This window comes from Methylocapsa sp. S129, from assembly GCF_009765995.1.
GTDB lineage: Bacteria > Pseudomonadota > Alphaproteobacteria > Rhizobiales > Beijerinckiaceae > Roseiarcus.
In genome coordinates, this window is sequence record NZ_LMUI01000016.1 from 198,144 (window position 1) to 217,163 (window position 19,020).

A 19,020-nucleotide genomic window follows, 5' to 3' on the forward strand; every position below is an offset into this window, starting at 1 on the left:
CGTCATGTCCCCTCTCGAACGCATTCGCGCCAACCCGCTGCCTTTCGCCGATCACCTGCGCATCGAATTCGTCAGCGCCGATCTCGACCGGATCGTCGCGACAATGCGCGTCGCGCCGGAACATTGCACTTTGGGCGGAAGAGTTCACGGCGGCGCCTTGATGGCTTTAGCCGATACGATGGGCGGCGTCGGCGCTTTCATCAATCTCGACGCGAAAGCCGCGGGCACGACGACGATCGAAAGCAAGACCAATTTTCTCGGCGGCGCCCCCGCCGGCGCCGTCCTGGTCGCGACGGCGACGCCAATTCATCGGGGGCGGCGCACCCAGGTCTGGCAGACTCGCATCGAGACGGAAGACGGAAAGCCGGTCGCCTGGGTGACGCAGACGCAGCTCGCGCTCTAGCCCCCACCGCCAAGACGCGCGTTGGGAACAAAACATCCGTGCTATCCTGAACCCGTCAGGCGCAAGCGAAAGTCCGGAGGAGCTGATGTCGGAGCCGCCCCTGGTGCAGGTGACCCAGATGATCGAGCAGCAAAAGCTCGGCGGCGCCCAGGGCCTCATCATCGCATTGTGCGGCCTCGTGGCTTTGCTGGACGGGATGGATCTGCAATCGATCGGTCTTGCCGCGCCGGTTATGGCCGACGCGCTGCATGTCGCGCCGCAAGCGTTCGGTCTTGTCTTCAGCGCGGCTCTGGCGGGATTGGCGCTCGGCGCCTTCGCGCTCGGACCGCTGGCGGACCGGCATGGCCGCAAGCGGGTGCTGATCGTCGCCACCGTCTGCTTTGGAATCTTCACCTTATGCACGGCCTTCGCCGACAGTTTTGGCGAACTGCTCGTCTGGCGGTTCCTGGCCGGCGTCGGTCTCGGCGGCGCGATGCCAAGCTTCATCAGTCTCGCCTCGGAATATGTTCCCGGCCGCATGCGCGCGGCCATCGTTAGTTTGCTCTGGGCCGGATTTCCGTTGGGAGGCGTCGTCGGCGGCCTTCTCGCCTCCCGTCTCATTCCCGCCTTTGGCTGGCGGTCGGTTTTCTTCGTGGGGGGCGCGCCGCCGCTTCTGGTCGCCCTCGCTTTGATATGGGCGCTTCCGGAATCTCTCAGCTATCTCGTCAATTCGGGAGCGACGCACGAGCGCATTGCGCGAACGCTGAAGCAGATATTCCCCGAGGTCTCCATTCCCGACAACGCCCGTTTCGTCGTCATCGAGAACGCGAAATCCGATGCGCGGATGAGCCAGTTGTTCGCCCTCGGCCGCGCCAGCGGCACCCTCCTTCTTTGGACGAGCTTCTTCTTCGCCTTCATGATCCTGGTCACCAATTCCGCCTGGAGCCCGACGCTGCTGGGCGCCGAAGGCGTGCCGATTGGCCATGCCGCGGTTGCATTGGCGACGTTCAATTTCGGTTCGCTGTTCGGGTCGGGCGTCGCCGGGCTGCTGCTGACGCGCTTTGGGATCATCGCGGTTCTGCCCGGCGCGCTCGCCGGCGGTGCGCTTGCCTACGCCCTGGTCGGCTATACCGCGCCTTCGGTCGCGGCGATCACGGTTTTTCAAGGCCTGTTCGGCCTGTTCACGGGTTGCGCCAGTTCCGGCCTCATCGCGCTCGCGGCGATCCTCTATCCCTCTGCGATCCGCGCCACCGGGATCGGCTGCGCCATGGCCGCCGGACGCTGCGGCTCCATCGCCGGCCCGCTCATCGTCGGCGCTCTCGTCGGCGCCCGCTGGGCGACTCCGAGCATTTTCTCCGTCATGGGCGCATCCGTTCTGGTGGGGACGCTCGCCGTCTTCGCGCTGGGCTTGCGCAGGCCCCTGTCCGGGCGCGCCGATGCGGCATAACCTGGAATGCGATGCATCATCAGTTTAGCAGACAAGGACAGCGGCGTTGACCAAACTCCAGCTTTCGGTCGCGATTGGCGATTACGACCGCATGCGCCCGCTCGTTGACGGCGCGGTTAAGATCGACGCCGTCGATCCTCAATTCATGCTGCTTGAGCCGGAGGAAATATTCTTTCGCGCCTTTCGCCGGGCTGAATTCGACATCTGCGAGCTCTCGCTCAGCAGCTATTGCGTGCAGGTCGCGGCCGGCGGCTCCCCCTATATCGCGGCGCCCGTTTTCCCATCGCGGGCGTTTCGCCATTCCTCGGTCTACATCCGCGACGATCGCAACATTGCGAACCCAGCCGATCTCAAGGGAAAGCGGATCGGCCTGCCCGAATACCAACTGACGGCCAATGTTTGGGTGCGTCTATTTCTGAACGACGATCACGGCGTTGCGCCGTCGGACATTTCCTGGGTGCGCGGGGGATACGACGATCCTCGCCGGGTCGAGAAAATCCCTCTCAGCCTGCCCGCCAATGTGCGGCTGGAGGACGCGCCCGAAGGCAAGACCATCTCGGGCATGCTGGCCGCGGGAGAGCTTGACGCGATTATCGGGCCGCGGGCGCCGTCCTGTTTCCGCGACAATCATCCAAACATTCGCCGTCTGTTTGCCGACCCCCAGGCCGCCGGCGTGGACTGGTTCAAGCGGACGCGGATATTTCCGATCATGCACCTGATCGGAATCCGCCGCAGCCTCGCCGACGCGCATCCTTGGCTACCGTTCGCCATATTCAAGGCTTTCGAGCGTTCCAAAGCGATCGCGATCGTCCGTCTCGACGATTCCTCCGCCGCCAAGGCGACCCTGCCTTTCATCGAGGAGCAGCTTCAGGCGGCGCGCGCGTTGATGGGCGATGACTTCTGGTCCTACGGCCTCGCGCCCAACCGCCACGTGTTGGAGCGCTTCCTGCGACAGCATCACGAGGAAGGCCTTTCCGCGCGTCTGCTCGCCGCCGAGGAGCTGTTCCATCCCTCGACGCTCGAAGCGCATCGGATCTGAATCCGCCGGGCCTGCATCATGATGCTCATTCCCTCGTTGCTTGAATGGACGAGATTTGACGGATTCCGACGCCGTCGCTAACACAGAATCCATTGGGGTCTAAGGGACTGACCACAGAGCCGCGCCTTGCTGGAGCGCGGCTTTTTTGCCGTCCGTAGGCCGCGTACCTCAAGCCGGACAGAAGATGGCCGTCTATACGGAAGTCACGGACGAAGCCCTTGGGGCGTTCCTCGCCGATTATGATCTTGGCTCTGTCTCGTCCTTCAAGGGCATCGCCGAGGGAGTCGAGAATTCGAACTTTCTCATGCACACCGAGACCGGCCGTTTCATCCTGACGCTCTATGAAAAGCGCGTCAAAGAAGCGGATCTGCCCTTTTTCATTGGCTTGATGGAGCATCTTGCGAAGAAAGGCGTCACTTGTCCGCAGCCGGTGCGCAGCAACAAAGGCGAGGCGCTCGGCCGGCTTGTCGGCCGGCCGGCGGCGATCGTCACGTTTCTCGACGGGCTATGGATTCGCCGCCCCAGCGCGCGCCATTGCGCGAGCGTCGGCGAAGCTTTGGGCCGAATGCATAAAGCCGGCGCCGATTTCAACCTCCAGCGACCTAATGCTCTTTCGATCGGCGGTTGGCCCGCCTTGTTCGAGGCCGCGCAGGCCCGCGCGGATGAAGTGGCGCCCGGCCTCGCCAGCGAGGCGGCGAATGAGTTGGCCGCGCTCCAGCAGATATGGCCGACCGGCTTGCCAGCCGGCGTGATCCACGCCGATCTCTTTCCCGACAACGTCTTTTTTCTCGGCGACCGGCTGTCCGGCCTGATCGATTTTTATTTCGCCTGCAATGACGCGCTTGTCTACGATCTCGCCATCGCCTTGAACGCTTGGTGCTTCGAGCCTGATGCATCGTTCAACATCACCAAGGGCATGGCGCTGATCAATGGCTATGAGCGGGTGCGTCGCCTGACCGATCGGGAGGTCGCGGCTCTGCCGATCATGGCGCGCGGCGCGGCGTTGCGCTTCATGCTGACGCGTCTCGTTGACTGGTTGAACGTGCCGCCGGGAGCCAAAGTCGTGCCCAAAGATCCGATCGAATATCTCAAGAAGATGCGCTTTCATCGAGCCGTGGCGAGCGCGCGCGACTATGGCTTACTGCGATGAGTGGGCGCGTTGCGATCTGGACCGACGGCGCCTGTTCGGGCAATCCGGGCCCTGGAGGCTGGGGCGCAGTGCTTTGCTACGACGGGCGTGAAAAGGAGCTTTGCGGCGGCGAGGCGCTGACGACCAACAACCGTATGGAGCTTCTGGCCGCGATCAGCGCGATCGAAGCGCTAACCCGTCCCTGCGCGATCGACCTGCATACGGATTCGCAATATTTGCGCGGCGGCGTCACCGGCTGGATCAACAATTGGAAGCGCAACGGCTGGCGCACCGCCGACAAGAAGCCCGTCAAGAACGAGGATCTCTGGCGCCGCCTCGACGAAGCGACGACGCGGCACGAGATCGCCTGGAAATGGGTCAAGGGCCATGCCGGCGACGCGATGAATGAGCGCGCCGACGAGCTTGCGCGGCGGGGCATGAGCCCGTTCATGCCGAAGTCCCGCAAGGCGGCCGAGGCTTAGGGGCCAAATCTGACGTTTGGCGCCCACCAGCCTCTCGGGCTCTCAGTCTCATCGAGACGATCCGCGTGACGCAATCGGCGCCGGCGCGTTTGCCAAGGAAGCGACGAAAAATCTATCTTGGCTGTCTCTGAATTTGTGAGGCATGTTATGGTCGGCGCCCTCCCGGATATCATCGCCGAACGTCTTGCTGTGGTCTTCTGCGGCATCAATCCTGGAATGGCCGCGGCCGCCGCGGGTCGCCATTTTGCAGGAAGGGGCAATCGCTTCTGGCGCGCCATCCATCTCGCCGGCTTCACGCCTGAGGAAATCCTTCCCGACAACGACCGCACGATCCTGCAGTACCGATGCGGCCTGACGACCGTGGTCGAACGGCCGACAGCGCGGGCCGATCAACTGTCGGTGCAAGAATTCATCGCAGCCGCCGCGCATTTTGAACGAAAGATCGCGCGCTATTCGCCACGCTTCGTCGGCTTCCTCGGTAAGGCGGCCTATTCCGCATTATCCGGACAGCGAGAAATCGCGTGGGGGTCTCAGCCGGTCGCCTTGGCCGGCGCCGTTGTATGGGTTCTGCCCAATCCCAGCGGGCGCAATCGCGCGTTTCCCCTCGATCAATTGGTCAGCGCCTACCGTCAACTTTATCTCGCGGCAGGCCTGAGCCAACTTCCGGCGCAAATCGCCGAAAGAATGTGCGGCCCATGCTCAGAGCGAACGCGACCTCGCGCCGGCGAATTCACTTGGCGCGTGGAATAAAGCCAGGCACGCCAGTCTGCACCACCGTATTGAACCTGATGTTCGCCGTGATGCCCTCCCGCATCTCCCGCATGGCGTCTTCGGGCAACGCCGATATGTCAAAGCTTGCTTGGATATTGTGGGGCTTGGTCGAGGTGGTCAGGAAAGCCGTGCCGCGCTGCACAGCCCAGGCCAACGCAACTTGCGCCGGCGTTTTATGGACGCGCTGCGCAATGCTTGTGATCACGGGATCATCCAGCACTTTGGGACTCATGCCGTGTCCCAATGCTGCAAACGCCAGCAGCACGATCCCGTGCTCCCGACAGAATTCGAGCAACTCCCATTCAGGGAGATACGGGTGGGATTCGACCTGCACCACAGCAGGCTTGATCCGCGCGGCTGCAACGACCTCTCGCACCTTTTCCAAGGTCACATCGGATAGGCCGATCGCCTTGCACTGACCCTCGTCCACGAGGCGCTCGAGCGCATGCCACGTCTCGACTAACGTCACCCCGGAATCATAGATGACCTGACCGCGTTCGTCCCGCGGATCCTGCTCGTCGCCCGGCCGAAACGCAAAGGGGGTGTGGATGAGATAGCAATCGATCGTGTCGATTTGCAATCGCCGGCGGCTGGCGTCGAAGGCGGGCTTGACCCGCTCAGGGCGATGATTGGTGTTCCAGAGCTTCGTAGTGACAAAGACGTCCTCGCGCCGAAGCGTACCGGCCCTGAACGCCGCCTGCATCGCATCGCCGACCGCTTCTTCGTTGCGATAGCGTTCGGCGCAATCGAGATGCCGAAATCCCGCCTCAAGCGCGGTCTCAGTCGCTTGTTTCGTTGCAAGAGGATCGGGTATCAGCGTGCCAAACCCGACGGCGGGGATGGCGCCAGATCCATGCGTAAGAGGAATTCTCGTATAGCGAAGCGCATCGGGGGTCGCCATGGTCATCCTCCTTTGTTCCAGGCCGGCCGCCGCGTAAGCAGCAGACGGATTGCCGGCGAATTTCGGCAATCCATCTGAGCCAAGCCATGGACTGGCCGCCAAATGTCAGATTTTGACCGCAAGCCCTTACAATTGCGCGAGCAGATGTTCCGCGCTGGAAACGTCGGCTTTACCTGGCGAATCCTCGATATTGAGGGTCTTGACGACGCCGTCTTCGACCAGCATCGAATAGCGCTTCGAACGTATCCCGAGGCCGCCCGCCGACGCGTCGAAATCGAGCCCCGCCGCCTTGGCGAAATCGGCGTTGCCGTCCGACAGGAAGCTGATCTTGTCCTCGACGCCGGAAGCCTTGGCCCAGGCCGTGAGGACATGGGGATCATTGACCGAGGTCATCGCAATCACAGCGACGCCTTTGGCCTTGATCGCCGCTTCATTGGCGACAAAGCCGGGCAGATGATTCTTGTGGCAAGTCGGCGTGAAGGCGCCGGGCAGGCCGAACAGCACGATTTTTTTGCCTTTGAAGAACTCTCCCGTCGTCACCGGCCGCGGTCCGTCGCCGGTGATGAGGCGAAACGTGGCTTCGGGCAGATGGTCGCCGACCTTGATCGTCATGGATTTTTCCCTGGGCTCAGAAAGAGAGCGGCAGCCCCGCTCTCTACATCTTTGTATCGCGAACCGGCTGGCGCGCAAACCCTGTGCGATTAGGGTTTGGCGCCGGCCTTCAGGGCGATCGTCGTTTCGATCGGCCCCTGGCCGCCGGTGATCGTGAGCCGCGCGACGACCGGAAGCTCGGCGTCGGGCGGCTTTTGCATCAGGCTCAGACCAAAACATTCCGTTCCGGCGGACCCGCTCGCATCCGGCTTGATGTCGAACCACCAGGCCTCCGGCGGCTCGATGAAGAGATCGCGCTTGGGGCCCGCTTGCGGCGCCAGACAAACGCGCCAGCTCCGCTCGCCTGTGGCGGTCAGAGCGGCGGCGAGATCGCTCCATTCGATGGGCCGCGGGGTCAGCGCCTTGGCTTTGGCGATGGCTTCGGCGAATGGCGAAGGCGACCCCTCGCTGGTTGCCAGGACCAGGCGCAAGCTTGCCTCGGCCGGCACGCAGATTGTCTCGCAAACCGCATAATTCAACTTCAGCGCGAGTTCCACGGGCTTGGACGGGTCGATCACTTCAACGTCGATCGGCAGGATCAACGCCCGATCATAACCAAAGGCCTCGCCGCCGCCGCCCTCCGGCAAGCGCCGCGGCGCGGGAAAAGAGGTGCGGGCCTGCGCCAGATTGGCGGAGCCTTCGAAGGACAGCGTCGGGGGCAAGCCCGCATCGCCCGGATTGCGCCAATAAGTGATGGCGCCAGGGGCGAGCTTGATCTCGACGCCGGCCTGCAAAATGCCGTCCCTCGGCCCGGCGGCGATCAGACGCGCCGAGGATTTAAGCCCTTCGGCCCAGTCCGACGAATAGGCGTCGGCAGCCAAGGTCGGCCGTGCAATGCCGAAAAGCGCGGCCAGAACAATGAGAAGAGGACGGCGTCTAAACATGCTTTCCTCTAAAGCGATCGGCTTGACGGCGCCAGCAACATTCGCGTGAGGCGCGGCCCGGCCGGCTACAAAAAGCCTGCTTTGACAGAAACAAGCGGATGCGTAGCATAGGGCCATGAAAAGCGCTCCGAAAAAGCCGGGCGGCTCCGCCAGCCTCGAAGGTCAGATGCTGATCGCCATGCCGACCTTGCGGGAGGGGCCGTTCGCGCGCGCCGTCGTTTACCTCTGCGCCCACCGCGAGGACGGCGCGATGGGGATCATCGTCAATCAAAAGGCCGAGACGATCAACTTTCCTGAATTGCTGGTCCAGCTTGACGTCGTGAAAGCGGCCGATTCGATTGTCCTGCCGCCGCGCGCCGGCGACGTCCGCGTCTTGCGCGGCGGACCCGTGGAGAAGGGCCGCGGCTTCGTGCTGCATTCGAGCGATTATCTCAGCAATGATTCCACAGTCTCGATCGGCGACGGCATTTGCCTGACCGCGACGCTCGACATCCTGCGCGCCATCGCGACCGGCAAGGGCCCGGAAAAGGCGGTTCTGGCGCTCGGCTACGCCGGCTGGTCGTCCGGCCAGCTCGAGAGCGAGATCCTCGCCAATGGCTGGCTCAATTGCCCCGCCGATCCGAGCCTCGTCTTCGACGCCGACCTCGCCTCAAAATACGATCGCGCTCTGGCCAAGATCGGCGTCAACGCCGCTATGCTGTCCTCCGAAGCGGGCCACGCTTAGAGCGAGATGAGAATTGATTGAATCGAACTGATATCGGCGACAGCTTCGTTATTGAGCCATTGTTCGCATGGAGGCATTTTTTTTCACCCTTGAGGACCTGTCAATGACGCGCAAAGCGCGCCGCCTTCGGCGGTGGCCCGAAGGGCCATCATTGACAGGTCCTCAAGGGTGAAACACGCTCCGCCATGCGAAACGATGGATCACCCTCGACCGTTTCGATCAAAAGTCATCAGGCTCCAGCGCCTATGGCGGCGGTTGCGGCATCGCGGCATAGGCGTCGCCCGAGACGATGACGGAGACAGAGACGCTTGGCTTGTCTTTGGGACCGAGGGGTCCCGGGATCGCATTTTTCACGGGCGGCAGGCTCTTCAGATAGGCCGCGATCGCCTGCGCGTCGGCGCCCGTCAAATGGGACAATTCCTGCCATGGCATGACGCCCGACAGAAGCCGTCCATCCGGGCGTTTCCCCGTCGTGATCGCCGCGATGATCTGGTCGGACGTCCAGGCGCCAAGGCCGGTCTCCTTGTCCGGCGTGAGGTTGGGGCCGATGAAGACGCCAACCCCTGGGATGCCGAAACCCACATCAGCGCCGCCGAGCATCCGCGTCATGTCCGGACTTCCGAGCATGCCGCCGGGCGTGTGGCAGTCCGAACAGCCCGAGATCGTCACGAGATATTTGCCCCGTTCGATCTGGTCTTCAGCGGCGGCTGGCGTGACGAGGCCGGCGATGGCGAGAAGGGCAAGCGAGCAGCGGCGCCACATAGATTTTCTCCCGGCGATGTCCGTCAGCCTGCCTCGATTTGATCATCCGGGCAAGCATCCGAGTTCACCTCATTTGAGACGATCAACTGAGGCGGAATTGTCCATTGTTTGCATGGCGGAGCGGCGCGCGGGAGGAATTCGAAGTCAAGGACGGCCGCGAAGCGGTCGCCGCCATTGCTGACAAGTTTTCGCAGTCAGCAAGCTGACTGCTATGGGCGGTCGCCTGAAAGGCGATCCTTGAGTTCGAATTCCTCCCACGCATAATCGCCTCCATGCAATCAATGGATAGGCGGCGCTGAGATCAGCGCCGCCTCACGTGTGTCGAACCCGCGCAGCGCGGAACGCCGGCCCTCTATGGACGGCGCGTGACGCGTCCTGACGCGACATCGAGGAGCTGCGCGCGCCCGGCAAGACCCGCGAAGGCGGCGGGATCGGCGCCGGTCAGGAACACCTGGCCGCCGATCCGCTCCAGCGCCTCGAACAGAGCCGCGCGACGGCGCGGGTCGAAATGCGCGGCGACCTCGTCGAGCAGCGCGAGCGGCGCCATGCCGCTCATATCCGCGACGAGGCGCGCATGGGCGAGCACGAGGCCGACGAGGAGCGCCTTTTGCTCGCCGGTCGAGGCCTGGGCGGCGGGGACGCCCTTGGGCCCATGCCAGGCGCGGAGATCGCCGACATGGGGGCCGATCAACGTGCGCCCGGCGGCGGCGTCGCGGCCGCGATTGTCGCGCAGGACCACGCGATAGCGCTCTTCGGCGGCGAGCGCCGGCATTTCGGCCACAAGGCGTTCGACGTCGCCTTCCAGCGCGAGATCGGCCCAGGGGAATGGCGAGGCATCGTCGCGCTCCAGCGCGATCATGGCTTTGAGCCGGCTCACGCATTCGCTGCGCGCCGCCGCCATTGCGACGGCGAGTTCGGCCGCCTCGCGTTCGATCGCATCGAGCCACTGGAAATTGCGCGCGCCGTCTTCCAGCAGGCGGTTGCGGCCGCGCAATGCGCGCTCGAACTGGTTGACGCGCGCGCCGTGATTGGGATCGATGGCGAGCACCAGCCGGTCGAGAAAGCGCCGCCGCTCGCCCGCCGAATCGGTGAACAGCCCGTCCATCGCCGGCGTCAGCCAGACGATGCGCAAATGGTCGGCGAAGGCGCGCGCCGAAGCGACGGGCGTCCTGTCGATGCGGTTGACGCGCGCGGCCGCGTCGGGCCCCGGCTCGAGGCCCGTGCCGAGCTGGCGCGGCTCGCCCTGGTCCTCGATGAAGATCGACACGGCAAAGCCGCCGGAGCCGCCGTCGCGGGCGCATTCGCCGATTGGCGCGCGGCGCAATCCTCGCCCAGGCGCAAACAGCGACAAAGCCTCCAGCAGATTGGTCTTGCCGGCGCCGTTCTCGCCGACCAGCGCAATGACGGATCCCTCCAAGGCGAGATCGAGCGTCGCATAGGAGCGAAAATCCTGAAGGATGATGCGCCGCACGAGGGGGCGGCGATTTGTCGCGAGAACGGCTGCGCTGGGCATGAAAGGCATGTGCCACGTCCCGCGCCCGGGCGAAAGGCTCAGCGCTGGCCAAACGTTCGGTCTTGGCGGCGGCGGCGTCTCGGGGCATGGTGCGCCCGGGGATTGACGACGATGGCAAGGAATCAAAAGGTGGCGGAATTTGACGTTCTGGTCCCGGTCGAGGGCATCGCGAAAATCGGCGGCGAAATCGAGCAGCGCGTGACTCTGCATCGGCTCTGGCAAGTCCCCGATCGCGAAGAGGCGCTGGCGCGGCTCGCGCCGAAAATCAAGGCGGTCATCGCAACCTCGCATCACGCGATCGTCGATGCCGCGCTGATGCGCCGCCTGCCCAATCTGCAGATCGTCGCGAGCTTTGGCGTCGGCTATGATCATATCGATGCGGCCTGGGCGGGCGAGCACGGGATTATGGTCACCCATACGCCGGGCGTTCTCGACGACGAGGTCGCCGACATCGCGATGGCGCTGACGCTCGCCGCCGTGCGCCAATTGCCGCAGGCCGAACGCTATTTGCGCGAGGGGCGATGGCCCGGCGGCGCCTATCCGCTGACGGCCTCGCTGCGCGGCCGCACCATGGGCATCCTGGGGTTCGGGCGGATCGGCAAAGCGATCGCGCGCCGCGCCGCCGCTTTCGGGCTCGACGTCGTCTACCACGGCCGCGCCCAGCAGACGGGCGCGCCCTTTCTCTACTACCCCTCCCTGATCGGCATGGCCAAGGCCTGCGACATTCTGATGGTCGCAGCGCCGGGCGGCGCCGGCACGCGCCATATCGTCAACCGCGAAATCATCGAGGCGGTCGGCCCCGAGGGAATCATCGTCAATATCTCGCGCGGATCGCTGATCGACGAGGAGGCGCTGATCGTGGCATTGCGGGAGGGCAAGCTTTTGAGCGCCGGCCTCGATGTCTTCGAGAACGAACCGAATGTCCCGCCGGCGCTGCTGGCGCTCGACAATGCGGTGCTGCTGCCCCATGTCGGCTCCGCCTCACGCCACACCCGCCAGGCGATGGCCGACCTGATGATCGACAATCTCAATTCCTGGCTCGACGGCAAAGGCCCGCTGACCCCCGTGCCGGAGACGCCGTGGAAGGGGTGAGGGCGGTTGGAAGAGGGGCCGTTCCCAACCACCCCGTCATGGCCGGGCTTGTCCCGGCCATCCCCATGCGAATGAGGTGCGTTCATCTGCACGCGGCACGGTTGTAAATCACCGTCGACGTTAGCGCCGGCGACCCGGCGTGGATGGCCGGGACAAGCCCGGCCATGACGATGGAGGGTCAGTCGACAACGCGAGTTTTGTCCCGCGAAACGTGGAATATCAAAGCGTTGCAGGGTGGTTTAGTTTCCTCTTGCTCTCCCGCTCGATGCCCGGCCGTGCACAAATTTGGATTTCCGAGGAATATTCAAATATTCACAAATATCTATTTGATCGAAGCTAAATATATCAATAGAATCAATATGTTGCTGCGTGATCAGCGAGTGGCCGCACTCGCGCAACCAGTTCCGACAGAAACTCGTCGGGACGATCAAACGGAATGAAATGATCCCCGCCATGGATCCGTACAAAATCCTTGCGCGGCGCCACGATCCGATTGAAATAATCTTCGGCTGGCGCACTTGGCGTGTTGTAGTCCTCATCGCCTTCGATGAAAATTATCGGTATCGCAAAGTCGAAACCCAATGAAGCCAGGTCTCGCTGAAACATAGGCCCTCCGCGGCCACGTAGATACTGTGCTGAGAATGTCATTCCCCTATACCAGTTATACCAGTCAAGCAGAGTGAAACCTGGCATGAAAGGCGGCGGAATCGGGCCGACCAATGTGAAGCTCTCGATCGATGGGAGCTTCAATGCCGTGCTCCACTTTTCTGCGACGAGCCGATTGCTTGGACTCATGACAGGTAGAGCCGCGATGGGTTCCAGCTCCGTCAACGCTTCTTTGTTGTCAGCCGCTCGCGCCAGAGCTTGCAACTGCGCGATGGAAATCTGAAACGACGTTTCGAACGTCACCCTGCCAACGACTTGCCCGGCGCCGACATAGGCGTAGAACAGGTCTGGACGTTGCTTGACAATGTGGATTCCCAGGAACGAGCCCCACGAATGGCCAACGAGGATAATCTTGTCCTTGTGCAAATAAGTTCTGAGATATTCTGCTAGCTCGATCCCGTCCTGCGTCATCCTTTCTATGGTCATGGTCGGTGCGACCGCGGTCCCGGTGGCGCCATAGGTCCGGCCCGTTCCGCGCTGGTCCCACTGCACAACGGTGAAGTATTTTTCCCAGGGGCGCCAACCCGACGAGATCGGGATCGTGGAGCCGCCGGGACCACCGTGGACGAACAGAAGCACCGGGTTGTTGCGATCTTCGCCACGGATTTGAATCCACTGGCTGATGTCGCCGATGGTGACGAACCTCCCCTCGTCGATTCCGTCCGGGGATTGGATCGAAAGGGCTTGTGCGGCGATATGCTGGCGATAGGCGCGAAAACTTAGCCCGGCAGCCGCCGCTAAAACGACGGCGCCGACAATGCAATAAAGAATGACTACAACAACCCGTGCGAGTTTGCGCATCGGCGCCTCAAGTCGTCTGCTGTGGCGTGGCGTCAGCTTAACACGGCGTCAAGATGGTTGCTGACTGCTTCCGACACGCAATGGACTGCAATTCACGGAACGCGCTTTTCGTGTGGCGACCCCGAATTCCGATGACGCGGAATGTCGATTGGGCGCATCGCCAATCGACTATGATGCGTCCCATCCCTCTGAAGAAGGAGCCTCCCATGAAATATCTATGCCTCGTCTATTTCGAGCCCCATGTCTTCAGCACGCTGTCCGACAGCGACAAGGCGGCTTTGGACCGCGATTCGCTGAATTACGACAAGGAGCTCGAAAAGAACGGTCATTACATCCTCGCGGCCGCGCTCCAGTCGGTTGCGACGGCGACGACGGTCCGCATGCGCGGCGGCAAGATTTCGATGACCGATGGCCCGTTCGCCGAGACCCGGGAGGTCTTGGGCGGATTCATCTTCATTGAGGCGCGCGACCTGAATGAAGCGCTCCGCATCGCCGGCAATATCCCGATGGCTAGATATGGAAGCATCGAGGTGCGGCCGGAACTGAACATTGGCTAGGCGAGCGCCCCCGCCCGAACTGGCGGCCGGCGATGCGAAGGCCGCGCGCGCAGACATCGAGGCGATCTACTGCGGCGAGGCGCGCCGCGTCTTCGCCTCGCTGGTGCGCCTGCTCGGCGACTTCGACCTGGCGGAGGAGGCGTTGCACGACGCCTTCATCGCCGCGTCGGAGCAATGGCCGCGCGAGGGCGTTCCCGCCCATCCGCGCGCCTGGCTCACCTCCGTCGGCCGGTTCCGCGCCATCGACCGGTTGCGCCGAAAGACGCGCTTCGACGCGGCGCAGGCGGACATCGCGGAGACGCTTTATGGCGAGTCCGGAGAAGACATCGAAACTGGCGACGCCATGGCGGATGATCGTCTCGGCCTCGTCTTCATCTGCTGTCATCCAGCGATTTCCGCCGACGCGCAGGTCGCGCTGACGCTGCGAGAAGTCTGCGGATTGACCACCGAAGAGATCGCGCGCGCCTTCCTGACCGCGCCCGCGGCGATCGCGCAGCGCATCGTACGCGCCAAGACGAAGATCCGGGAAGCCCGCATTCCCTTTGAGGCGCCGGCCCCGTCGGAACTCGGCGAGAGATTGGCCGCCGTGTTGCGCGTGATTTATCTCGTGTTCAACGAGGGCTATTTCGCGACATCGGGCGCATCCGTGACGCGCGCCGACCTTTCAGGCGAAGCCATCCGGCTGGCGCGATTATTGGCGAAACTGCTGCCCGAGCCGGAGGCGAAAGGCCTGTTGGCCCTGATGCTGTTTCATGAATCGCGCCGCGCCGCCCGCACATCGCCGTCCGGAGAGCTGATCCTCATGGACGAGCAGGATCGCTCGCTCTGGGACCGCGAACTCATTAGCGAAGGCTTGGCGCTGCTCGACAGCGCGCTCCTATCGCGCCGGTTCGGCGCCTATACGCTCCAGGCCGCCATCGCAGCGCTGCACGCGCAGGCGACGCGCGCATCGGAGACCGACTGGCTCGAGATCGTCGGTCTCTATGACGTGCTCATGCAAACGGACGGCTCGCCGCTGATCGCGCTGAACCGCGCCGCGGCCGTCGCGATGCGCGACGGTCCCGCGGCTGGCCTGACGCTGATCGACGCCATCCTTGAGCGGGGCGACTTGCGCGACTAGCACCTCGCTCATTCGGCGCGCGCCGACCTTTGCCGGCGTCTCGGACGCAACGAAGACGCGCGCGAATCCTATGAGAAGGCTCTTATGCTGGCCCGGCAGAATCCCGAGCGCCGGTTTCTCTCCCGTCGTCTGGCGGAGATGCGGGGGCTGTGACGAGGCAGCGATCGAGGCGGCGCTATGACCGCTCGTCGTTTTAAATGGCTCCCGTCGACAATCTTTATTCGAGCGGCGCCACCGGCACATCGTTGAGCTTGGTCGATGGGGCTTTTTGCGCTGGCGCGCCTGGCGCGGCGGCGGCGGTTTCGGGCGTCGGCTTGGCGACCGCCGCAGCCGGCGGCGGCGCCCCCGATCCCGCGGGCGGCGTCGCGGCCTGCCCCGCCGCCGGCGGCGCCGATGTCGCCGGATTGTCGCTTGGGGCCGTGACCGCCGGCTGGACGACGGGTTTGGGACGCCTGGCCTGCGCCTTGGGCTTGGGCGTTTCCAAAAAGTCGGAATCCGGCGGGGGCGACAGCGGCGCGGCGTCCTCCGGACTGCCAAACAAACGGTCGAAAAAATTGGTCAGCGGCGATTCCTCGGGAACGGCGGCCTGACGGCGAAGCAGGGACGCCCTGCCGGGATAGCGCTGCAGAACGCGCCCGTTGCGCGCATCGACGACCAGCCGCAGCGGATCGTCCCCCTGTCCCAGGACATTGGCGAGGTAGACCCGGCCGTGGCGGGCGACCGGACCAGTCAACCGATAGCCGCTGTCCGAAATGATGCGCTCGATCTGGGCCGGCGACAGCGCCGAATCCGGATTGAACGATTGCGCATGAGCGGGAGACGGACCCATCCACATCACGCAGGCGGCCAACGCGAGCGCGGCAAGCGTTGGGCGCGGGAAAGACGACTTCGAACGCATGTTCATCGCACGCACCTTCCTCAGGCCTGAAGACCTCCCGCCCATTCTTCTGCGATAATTGCGGCATGCTCGCGACGCAGAGTCAATCCGGCATGCGCGGCGCGGCGCCTCTGGATTGCGAAAGGATGACGGGCGGGCGTGAAAGGAACGCGCCCGAAGCGGCCTTTGCACGCTTCAGGGATTCTATCTTTGCAGGCGGCGTAGCGAGAGAAAGGCCGCCCTCAATCGGGGGACGCGCGGCGCAAAAATCGGCGATAGCGCGGAGAAGACAGCGCCTCGCCGAAGCCGGTCCAGTTGGAAAAATGCGTCCCGTTTCCCGCGACGCGCTCTAATTATGTTGTCCCATCAAAGGTCTGTGATAGGCGACCGATGCGGCGAGAGCGCCGCCGGGCTTGTTGAGATTGGCGGAGGCCCCGCCCGGCGCGGGCGTCACGGGCTTTGGCGTCGTATCCGCGAAGCGGGAATCAGAGCGCGCATTGGCCATGGCGCCGCCGCCCAGCAAGCCCTTGAGACCGCTGGCGCCAACCGTCGCGCGATCGGGGACGGTGCCGGTGCATTTGCCTTTGGAGTTGCAGGAAATAGAGGCGTTGGCCGTCACGCAACCGTACCCGCCCTTGCCTGTGCCGTTTGTGAACTGCCCGTCCATGTGAACGCAAGCCATTTCGACCGCCTCGACGCTAACCGTCCCCTTGACCACGACGGGTTTGGAGAAGGCGCCATGCGGCGCGAGGCTGACGAGAGATATCGCGAATGCCGCCGCGAGAGATAAATATGCCGCTTTCCTCATGAGACTCTCCTTGCGTTGCAGGCGCTTGGCGCCCGTCCGGACTTTCGGATGGCGGCGAGAATAACAACCGCATCTCCCCACCGCGTCCGCCGATCGGTGGACCCGCGAGCCGATGGCGACGGACAGGGCGTCGGCGTGAGTCACGGAGCCGTCGCCGCCATATTCGCGCAAGGCGTCGCTGGAAGCGCTAGCGCCATCTGAAATCATCGCCGGGAATTACGAGCTAACGCCGATGGAGCGGCGCGCGCTGCTCGCCATCGTCGAGATCGGCGGGTCGCGGCCGCATCGACGAGAAGACCGGCGCCAACCGCCAAGCCGATTTCGTCAAGGTCGTCGCCGCATTCGTCAGTCCGCTCGGCCGGACGAATGCGGATCGAACTGCGGACTACGGCGATGGCGCTCTAACGCAACCCCCTTCAGCCTTGTTCCGTGCTTCAGGCCTCCGCGCCTCACCCCGCCTCGTTCCCCGCAATCGTCAGCAGCGGATATTTCGCCGCGTCCTTCGCTAGGTCCGCCGAGACGACCGCATCCCAGGCCATGCCGACGATCGCGCCTCGCCTCGCGCGAATGCGGTTGTCGCGGATCGTCGCGCCGCCGGCGCCGGGCGCGACCGACACGGCGATGCCGAAGCCGCAATCGCTGAGGACATTGTCGGCGGCGATGACGTCGCGCAAGCCGACGCCATAGCCAAGATGCAACCCGGCGAAGTTCACGCTGTCGACGGCGTTGCCGCTGACGATCGTGTCCGCCTCGACATGAATGCCGATGCCGTAAATGTCGCCGCCTTGGGGGAGGCGCTTGACGCAATTGCGCATCACATTGCCGGTGACCGCGGCGAGCCTACCGCCGGAATCGAAATTGGTGACCGAGATTCCGGTGGAGGCGCCGTCGACGACATTCGCCGAAACGATCGCGCCCTGAAAGCCGAATTCGACATAGATCGCCGTCTCGCCGCTCTCGAAGCAGCTATTGCCCGAGATCAGCGCGTCCGAGCCGGAATTGTAGCGGATCGCCGAGAAGGCGGCGTCGCGGATGACATTGCCCGCACAGGAGACGCCGCCGGCGCGAAAAACGCTGATCGCATTGCCATAGGGCCCGTCGCCGCCGGGGTCGGCGCGGATGCGCGCGATGCGGTTGCCACGCACGATCGCGCCATCATAGCCGGGCGCCGAGCGCCAGACCTGCACGCCGTTGGCGCCGCAATCTTCGACGCTGTTGTCAATGATGGCGAGCCCCGTGGCGTCGAGACTGTGGATCGCCGATTGCGCGAGATTTCGGAACGAGGAGCGCGCGATGCGGCCGCCGCAACGCTCGGCTCTGAGGCCATAGCCCGCGCGTTCGACGCTGCAATCGACGAAATTAAGATCGGCGACATCGCGCGCCTCGATCAGACCCGCTTCGCCGCCGGACGCATGGCCGCCGCCATCGAAGGCGACGTTCTCGATCGCGACGCTATCCGCATGCGCGATCGCCAGCATGGGTCCGGGCCCGATCGCCACCAGACGGCTGGAGCGTCCCGCGCCCACCAGCCGGATATTGCCCGCTATGCGCAGATGCGAAACGGCGCGCACGCCCGGTGGAATCGTGACGATTCCATCGCCGCGCTGCGCGACATCGATGGCGTGCTGCAGCAGCGGCGCGCCATCGCCCGACGCCTGCGCCCATGCGCCGCGCGTCCGCCACGCCGCGGCAAGCGCGGGCGCGGCGGCGATAAAATCTCGTCGATTGATCATCGGGCGCCGTTCAACCGCTTGCTGGGAGGGGCGAACATATCATGGCGCCCCCTTTTTGTGCGGAACTGGAATGAACCCATTGGTCGTTGGTGCGTTGCAACATGCTGGGGGCGCCCGGATTTGAAAGGAAAGCGCCATGTTTACGATATATCGCGCCAGCGTGGTTGCATTTGCCGCTTTGACGTCGCTCGGCCTAGGCCCGCTTCCAGCGCATGCGCATGAGGCCGCGCTTTCGGTCGGCCGCGGTTTCATTTGCGATACGGCAACGGAAGTCGCGGCGGTCGTCACGTCTGACGACAACGCCATCCGCGCACGGGTGGCGAGCGTCAACAACCAATTCGGAAAAGACGCCTGCACCTTCGCGACCACCATCTTTTACAGCGATGCCGACGCCAAAACAGTAACGACGCCCGAGGGCGTCGCGAGCATCGAAAAAGTGGAGATGGTCGGCTATCTCGTTGGCGACGAATTGCAGAAGATCGCCAAGCCGAAGGAACAATATTTTGGCGTGATCGCCGCGGCGCCCGCGGTTTGACGCCTTCCGACGGGAGCAGCGGCGAGACGTTCGCGGCGCGTTCGCGCGAAGCGGCCTGAGCGCCCCATCGTGACAGTCGAGGCGGCAAAGATTCAAAAAAGCTAGCGGCGCCGGGACTCTTCAAACCGGCGTCCCGTAACCGTCTT

19 protein-coding genes and 1 pseudogene are annotated in these 19,020 nt (G+C 63.9%); 11 read left to right on the forward strand and 9 right to left on the reverse strand.

The window, feature by feature from the left end; translation table 11 throughout:
- Positions 1–4: 4 nt before the first annotated feature.
- The 6 genes from GSQ90_RS10220 to mug all read left to right on the forward strand — a co-directional run bounded on the left by GSQ90_RS10220 (position 5) and on the right by mug (position 5,229).
- A complete protein-coding gene (locus tag GSQ90_RS10220) occupies positions 5–403 on the forward strand; it encodes a PaaI family thioesterase (protein WP_158814726.1) in 399 nt (132 codons plus the stop codon).
- Between the two features lie 85 nt (positions 404–488).
- Complete coding sequence (locus GSQ90_RS10225; protein ID WP_158814727.1) at positions 489–1,829, forward strand: MFS transporter; 1,341 nt, start codon at positions 489–491, stop codon at positions 1,827–1,829.
- A gap of 46 nt (positions 1,830–1,875) precedes the next feature.
- Positions 1,876–2,868, forward strand: a complete 993-nt coding sequence (locus tag GSQ90_RS10230) for an ABC transporter substrate-binding protein (RefSeq protein WP_158814728.1) — start codon at positions 1,876–1,878, stop codon at positions 2,866–2,868.
- Positions 2,869–3,052: 184 nt separating this feature from the next.
- On the forward strand, positions 3,053–4,018 hold the full coding sequence (locus GSQ90_RS10235; protein ID WP_158814729.1) for a homoserine kinase: 966 nt from the start codon (positions 3,053–3,055) through the stop codon (positions 4,016–4,018).
- On the forward strand, positions 4,015–4,479 hold the full coding sequence (gene rnhA / locus GSQ90_RS10240) for a ribonuclease HI (protein ID WP_158814730.1): 465 nt from the start codon (positions 4,015–4,017) through the stop codon (positions 4,477–4,479). Before GSQ90_RS10235 ends, rnhA begins: the two co-directional genes overlap by 4 nt.
- 147 nt (positions 4,480–4,626) lie before the next feature.
- Positions 4,627–5,229, forward strand: coding sequence for a G/U mismatch-specific DNA glycosylase (gene mug, locus GSQ90_RS10245; RefSeq protein ID WP_158814731.1), 603 nt, complete (start codon positions 4,627–4,629; stop codon positions 5,227–5,229).
- Here mug and GSQ90_RS10250 read toward each other — a convergent pair.
- The 3 genes from GSQ90_RS10250 to GSQ90_RS10260 form a co-directional block, all read right to left on the reverse strand.
- Complete coding sequence (locus tag GSQ90_RS10250) at positions 5,210–6,151, reverse strand: aldo/keto reductase (protein ID WP_158814732.1); 942 nt, start codon at positions 6,149–6,151, stop codon at positions 5,210–5,212. The genes mug and GSQ90_RS10250 overlap by 20 nt on opposite strands.
- 126 nt (positions 6,152–6,277) lie before the next feature.
- Entirely contained in the window at positions 6,278–6,763 is a 486-nt protein-coding gene (locus GSQ90_RS10255; RefSeq protein ID WP_158814733.1) for a peroxiredoxin, read from the reverse strand.
- Positions 6,764–6,852: 89 nt separating this feature from the next.
- A complete protein-coding gene (locus GSQ90_RS10260) occupies positions 6,853–7,686 on the reverse strand; it encodes a protein-disulfide reductase DsbD domain-containing protein (RefSeq protein WP_158814734.1) in 834 nt (277 codons plus the stop codon).
- 115 nt (positions 7,687–7,801) lie between these two features.
- On the opposite strand from GSQ90_RS10260, the gene GSQ90_RS10265 reads away from it, so the two are divergent.
- Positions 7,802–8,410, forward strand: coding sequence for a YqgE/AlgH family protein (locus GSQ90_RS10265; RefSeq protein ID WP_158814735.1), 609 nt, complete (start codon positions 7,802–7,804; stop codon positions 8,408–8,410).
- A 243-nt stretch (positions 8,411–8,653) separates the two neighbouring features.
- On the opposite strand, the gene GSQ90_RS10270 is transcribed toward GSQ90_RS10265, so the two are convergent.
- Both GSQ90_RS10270 and recF read right to left on the reverse strand, forming a co-directional pair.
- Positions 8,654–9,172, reverse strand: a complete 519-nt coding sequence (locus GSQ90_RS10270) for a c-type cytochrome (protein WP_158814736.1) — start codon at positions 9,170–9,172, stop codon at positions 8,654–8,656.
- Between the two features lie 352 nt (positions 9,173–9,524).
- Entirely contained in the window at positions 9,525–10,694 is a 1,170-nt protein-coding gene (gene recF, locus GSQ90_RS10275; RefSeq protein WP_246731510.1) for a DNA replication/repair protein RecF, read from the reverse strand.
- A 102-nt stretch (positions 10,695–10,796) separates the two neighbouring features.
- On the opposite strand from recF, the gene GSQ90_RS10280 reads away from it, so the two are divergent.
- Positions 10,797–11,777, forward strand: coding sequence for a 2-hydroxyacid dehydrogenase (locus tag GSQ90_RS10280; RefSeq protein ID WP_158814737.1), 981 nt, complete (start codon positions 10,797–10,799; stop codon positions 11,775–11,777).
- A 354-nt stretch (positions 11,778–12,131) separates the two neighbouring features.
- Here GSQ90_RS10280 and GSQ90_RS10285 read toward each other — a convergent pair whose 3' ends face one another.
- Positions 12,132–13,244, reverse strand: a complete 1,113-nt coding sequence (locus GSQ90_RS10285) for an alpha/beta fold hydrolase (protein ID WP_158814738.1) — start codon at positions 13,242–13,244, stop codon at positions 12,132–12,134.
- Positions 13,245–13,450: 206 nt separating this feature from the next.
- Here GSQ90_RS10285 and GSQ90_RS10290 point away from each other — a divergent pair, with 206 nt between their 5' ends.
- Together GSQ90_RS10290 and GSQ90_RS10295 are read left to right on the forward strand one after the other, a co-directional pair.
- Positions 13,451–13,801, forward strand: a complete 351-nt coding sequence (locus GSQ90_RS10290; protein WP_158814739.1) for a YciI family protein — start codon at positions 13,451–13,453, stop codon at positions 13,799–13,801.
- Positions 13,802–13,856: 55 nt separating this feature from the next.
- Positions 13,857–15,074, forward strand: a pseudogene (locus tag GSQ90_RS10295) (RNA polymerase sigma factor).
- A 64-nt stretch (positions 15,075–15,138) separates the two neighbouring features.
- On the opposite strand, the gene GSQ90_RS10300 reads toward GSQ90_RS10295, so the two are convergent.
- The 3 genes from GSQ90_RS10300 to GSQ90_RS10310 all read right to left on the reverse strand — a co-directional run bounded on the left by GSQ90_RS10300 (position 15,139) and on the right by GSQ90_RS10310 (position 18,339).
- The gene (locus GSQ90_RS10300; RefSeq protein WP_158814740.1) at positions 15,139–15,825 is read right to left on the reverse strand and encodes a hypothetical protein; all 687 of its coding nucleotides are present in this window, start codon (positions 15,823–15,825) and stop codon (positions 15,139–15,141) included.
- Positions 15,826–16,147: 322 nt separating this feature from the next.
- Complete coding sequence (locus GSQ90_RS10305; RefSeq protein WP_158814741.1) at positions 16,148–16,606, reverse strand: hypothetical protein; 459 nt, start codon at positions 16,604–16,606, stop codon at positions 16,148–16,150.
- Between the two features lie 449 nt (positions 16,607–17,055).
- Positions 17,056–18,339, reverse strand: coding sequence for a TIGR03808 family TAT-translocated repetitive protein (locus tag GSQ90_RS10310; RefSeq protein ID WP_158814742.1), 1,284 nt, complete (start codon positions 18,337–18,339; stop codon positions 17,056–17,058).
- 136 nt (positions 18,340–18,475) lie between these two features.
- Here GSQ90_RS10310 and GSQ90_RS10315 point away from each other — a divergent pair, with 136 nt between their 5' ends.
- On the forward strand, positions 18,476–18,874 hold the full coding sequence (locus GSQ90_RS10315; protein ID WP_158814743.1) for a hypothetical protein: 399 nt from the start codon (positions 18,476–18,478) through the stop codon (positions 18,872–18,874).
- Positions 18,875–19,020 lie beyond the last annotated feature (146 nt).

Excerpts from the sequence above, each read along its gene's own strand:
- GSQ90_RS10305 (WP_158814741.1), bottom strand. The coding sequence starts at position 16,606 with ATGAGGAAAGCGGCATATTTATCTCTCGCGGCGGCATTCGCGATATCT.
- GSQ90_RS10235 (WP_158814729.1), top strand. The coding sequence starts at position 3,053 with ATGGCCGTCTATACGGAAGTCACGGACGAAGCCCTTGGGGCGTTCCTC.
- GSQ90_RS10260 (WP_158814734.1), bottom strand. The coding sequence starts at position 7,686 with ATGTTTAGACGCCGTCCTCTTCTCATTGTTCTGGCCGCGCTTTTCGGC.
- GSQ90_RS10310 (WP_158814742.1), bottom strand. The coding sequence starts at position 18,339 with ATGATCAATCGACGAGATTTTATCGCCGCCGCGCCCGCGCTTGCCGCG.
- GSQ90_RS10280 (WP_158814737.1), top strand. The coding sequence starts at position 10,797 with ATGGCAAGGAATCAAAAGGTGGCGGAATTTGACGTTCTGGTCCCGGTC.
- GSQ90_RS10285 (WP_158814738.1), bottom strand. The coding sequence starts at position 13,244 with ATGCGCAAACTCGCACGGGTTGTTGTAGTCATTCTTTATTGCATTGTC.
- GSQ90_RS10290 (WP_158814739.1), top strand. The coding sequence starts at position 13,451 with ATGAAATATCTATGCCTCGTCTATTTCGAGCCCCATGTCTTCAGCACG.
- GSQ90_RS10300 (WP_158814740.1), bottom strand. The coding sequence starts at position 15,825 with ATGAACATGCGTTCGAAGTCGTCTTTCCCGCGCCCAACGCTTGCCGCG.
- rnhA (WP_158814730.1), top strand. The coding sequence starts at position 4,015 with ATGAGTGGGCGCGTTGCGATCTGGACCGACGGCGCCTGTTCGGGCAAT.
- GSQ90_RS10315 (WP_158814743.1), top strand. The coding sequence starts at position 18,476 with ATGTTTACGATATATCGCGCCAGCGTGGTTGCATTTGCCGCTTTGACG.
- GSQ90_RS10225 (WP_158814727.1), top strand. The coding sequence starts at position 489 with ATGTCGGAGCCGCCCCTGGTGCAGGTGACCCAGATGATCGAGCAGCAA.
- GSQ90_RS10255 (WP_158814733.1), bottom strand. The coding sequence starts at position 6,763 with ATGACGATCAAGGTCGGCGACCATCTGCCCGAAGCCACGTTTCGCCTC.
- GSQ90_RS10270 (WP_158814736.1), bottom strand. The coding sequence starts at position 9,172 with ATGTGGCGCCGCTGCTCGCTTGCCCTTCTCGCCATCGCCGGCCTCGTC.
- GSQ90_RS10265 (WP_158814735.1), top strand. The coding sequence starts at position 7,802 with ATGAAAAGCGCTCCGAAAAAGCCGGGCGGCTCCGCCAGCCTCGAAGGT.
- GSQ90_RS10250 (WP_158814732.1), bottom strand. The coding sequence starts at position 6,151 with ATGGCGACCCCCGATGCGCTTCGCTATACGAGAATTCCTCTTACGCAT.
- GSQ90_RS10220 (WP_158814726.1), top strand. The coding sequence starts at position 5 with ATGTCCCCTCTCGAACGCATTCGCGCCAACCCGCTGCCTTTCGCCGAT.
- mug (WP_158814731.1), top strand. The coding sequence starts at position 4,627 with ATGGTCGGCGCCCTCCCGGATATCATCGCCGAACGTCTTGCTGTGGTC.
- recF (WP_246731510.1), bottom strand. The coding sequence starts at position 10,694 with ATGCCTTTCATGCCCAGCGCAGCCGTTCTCGCGACAAATCGCCGCCCC.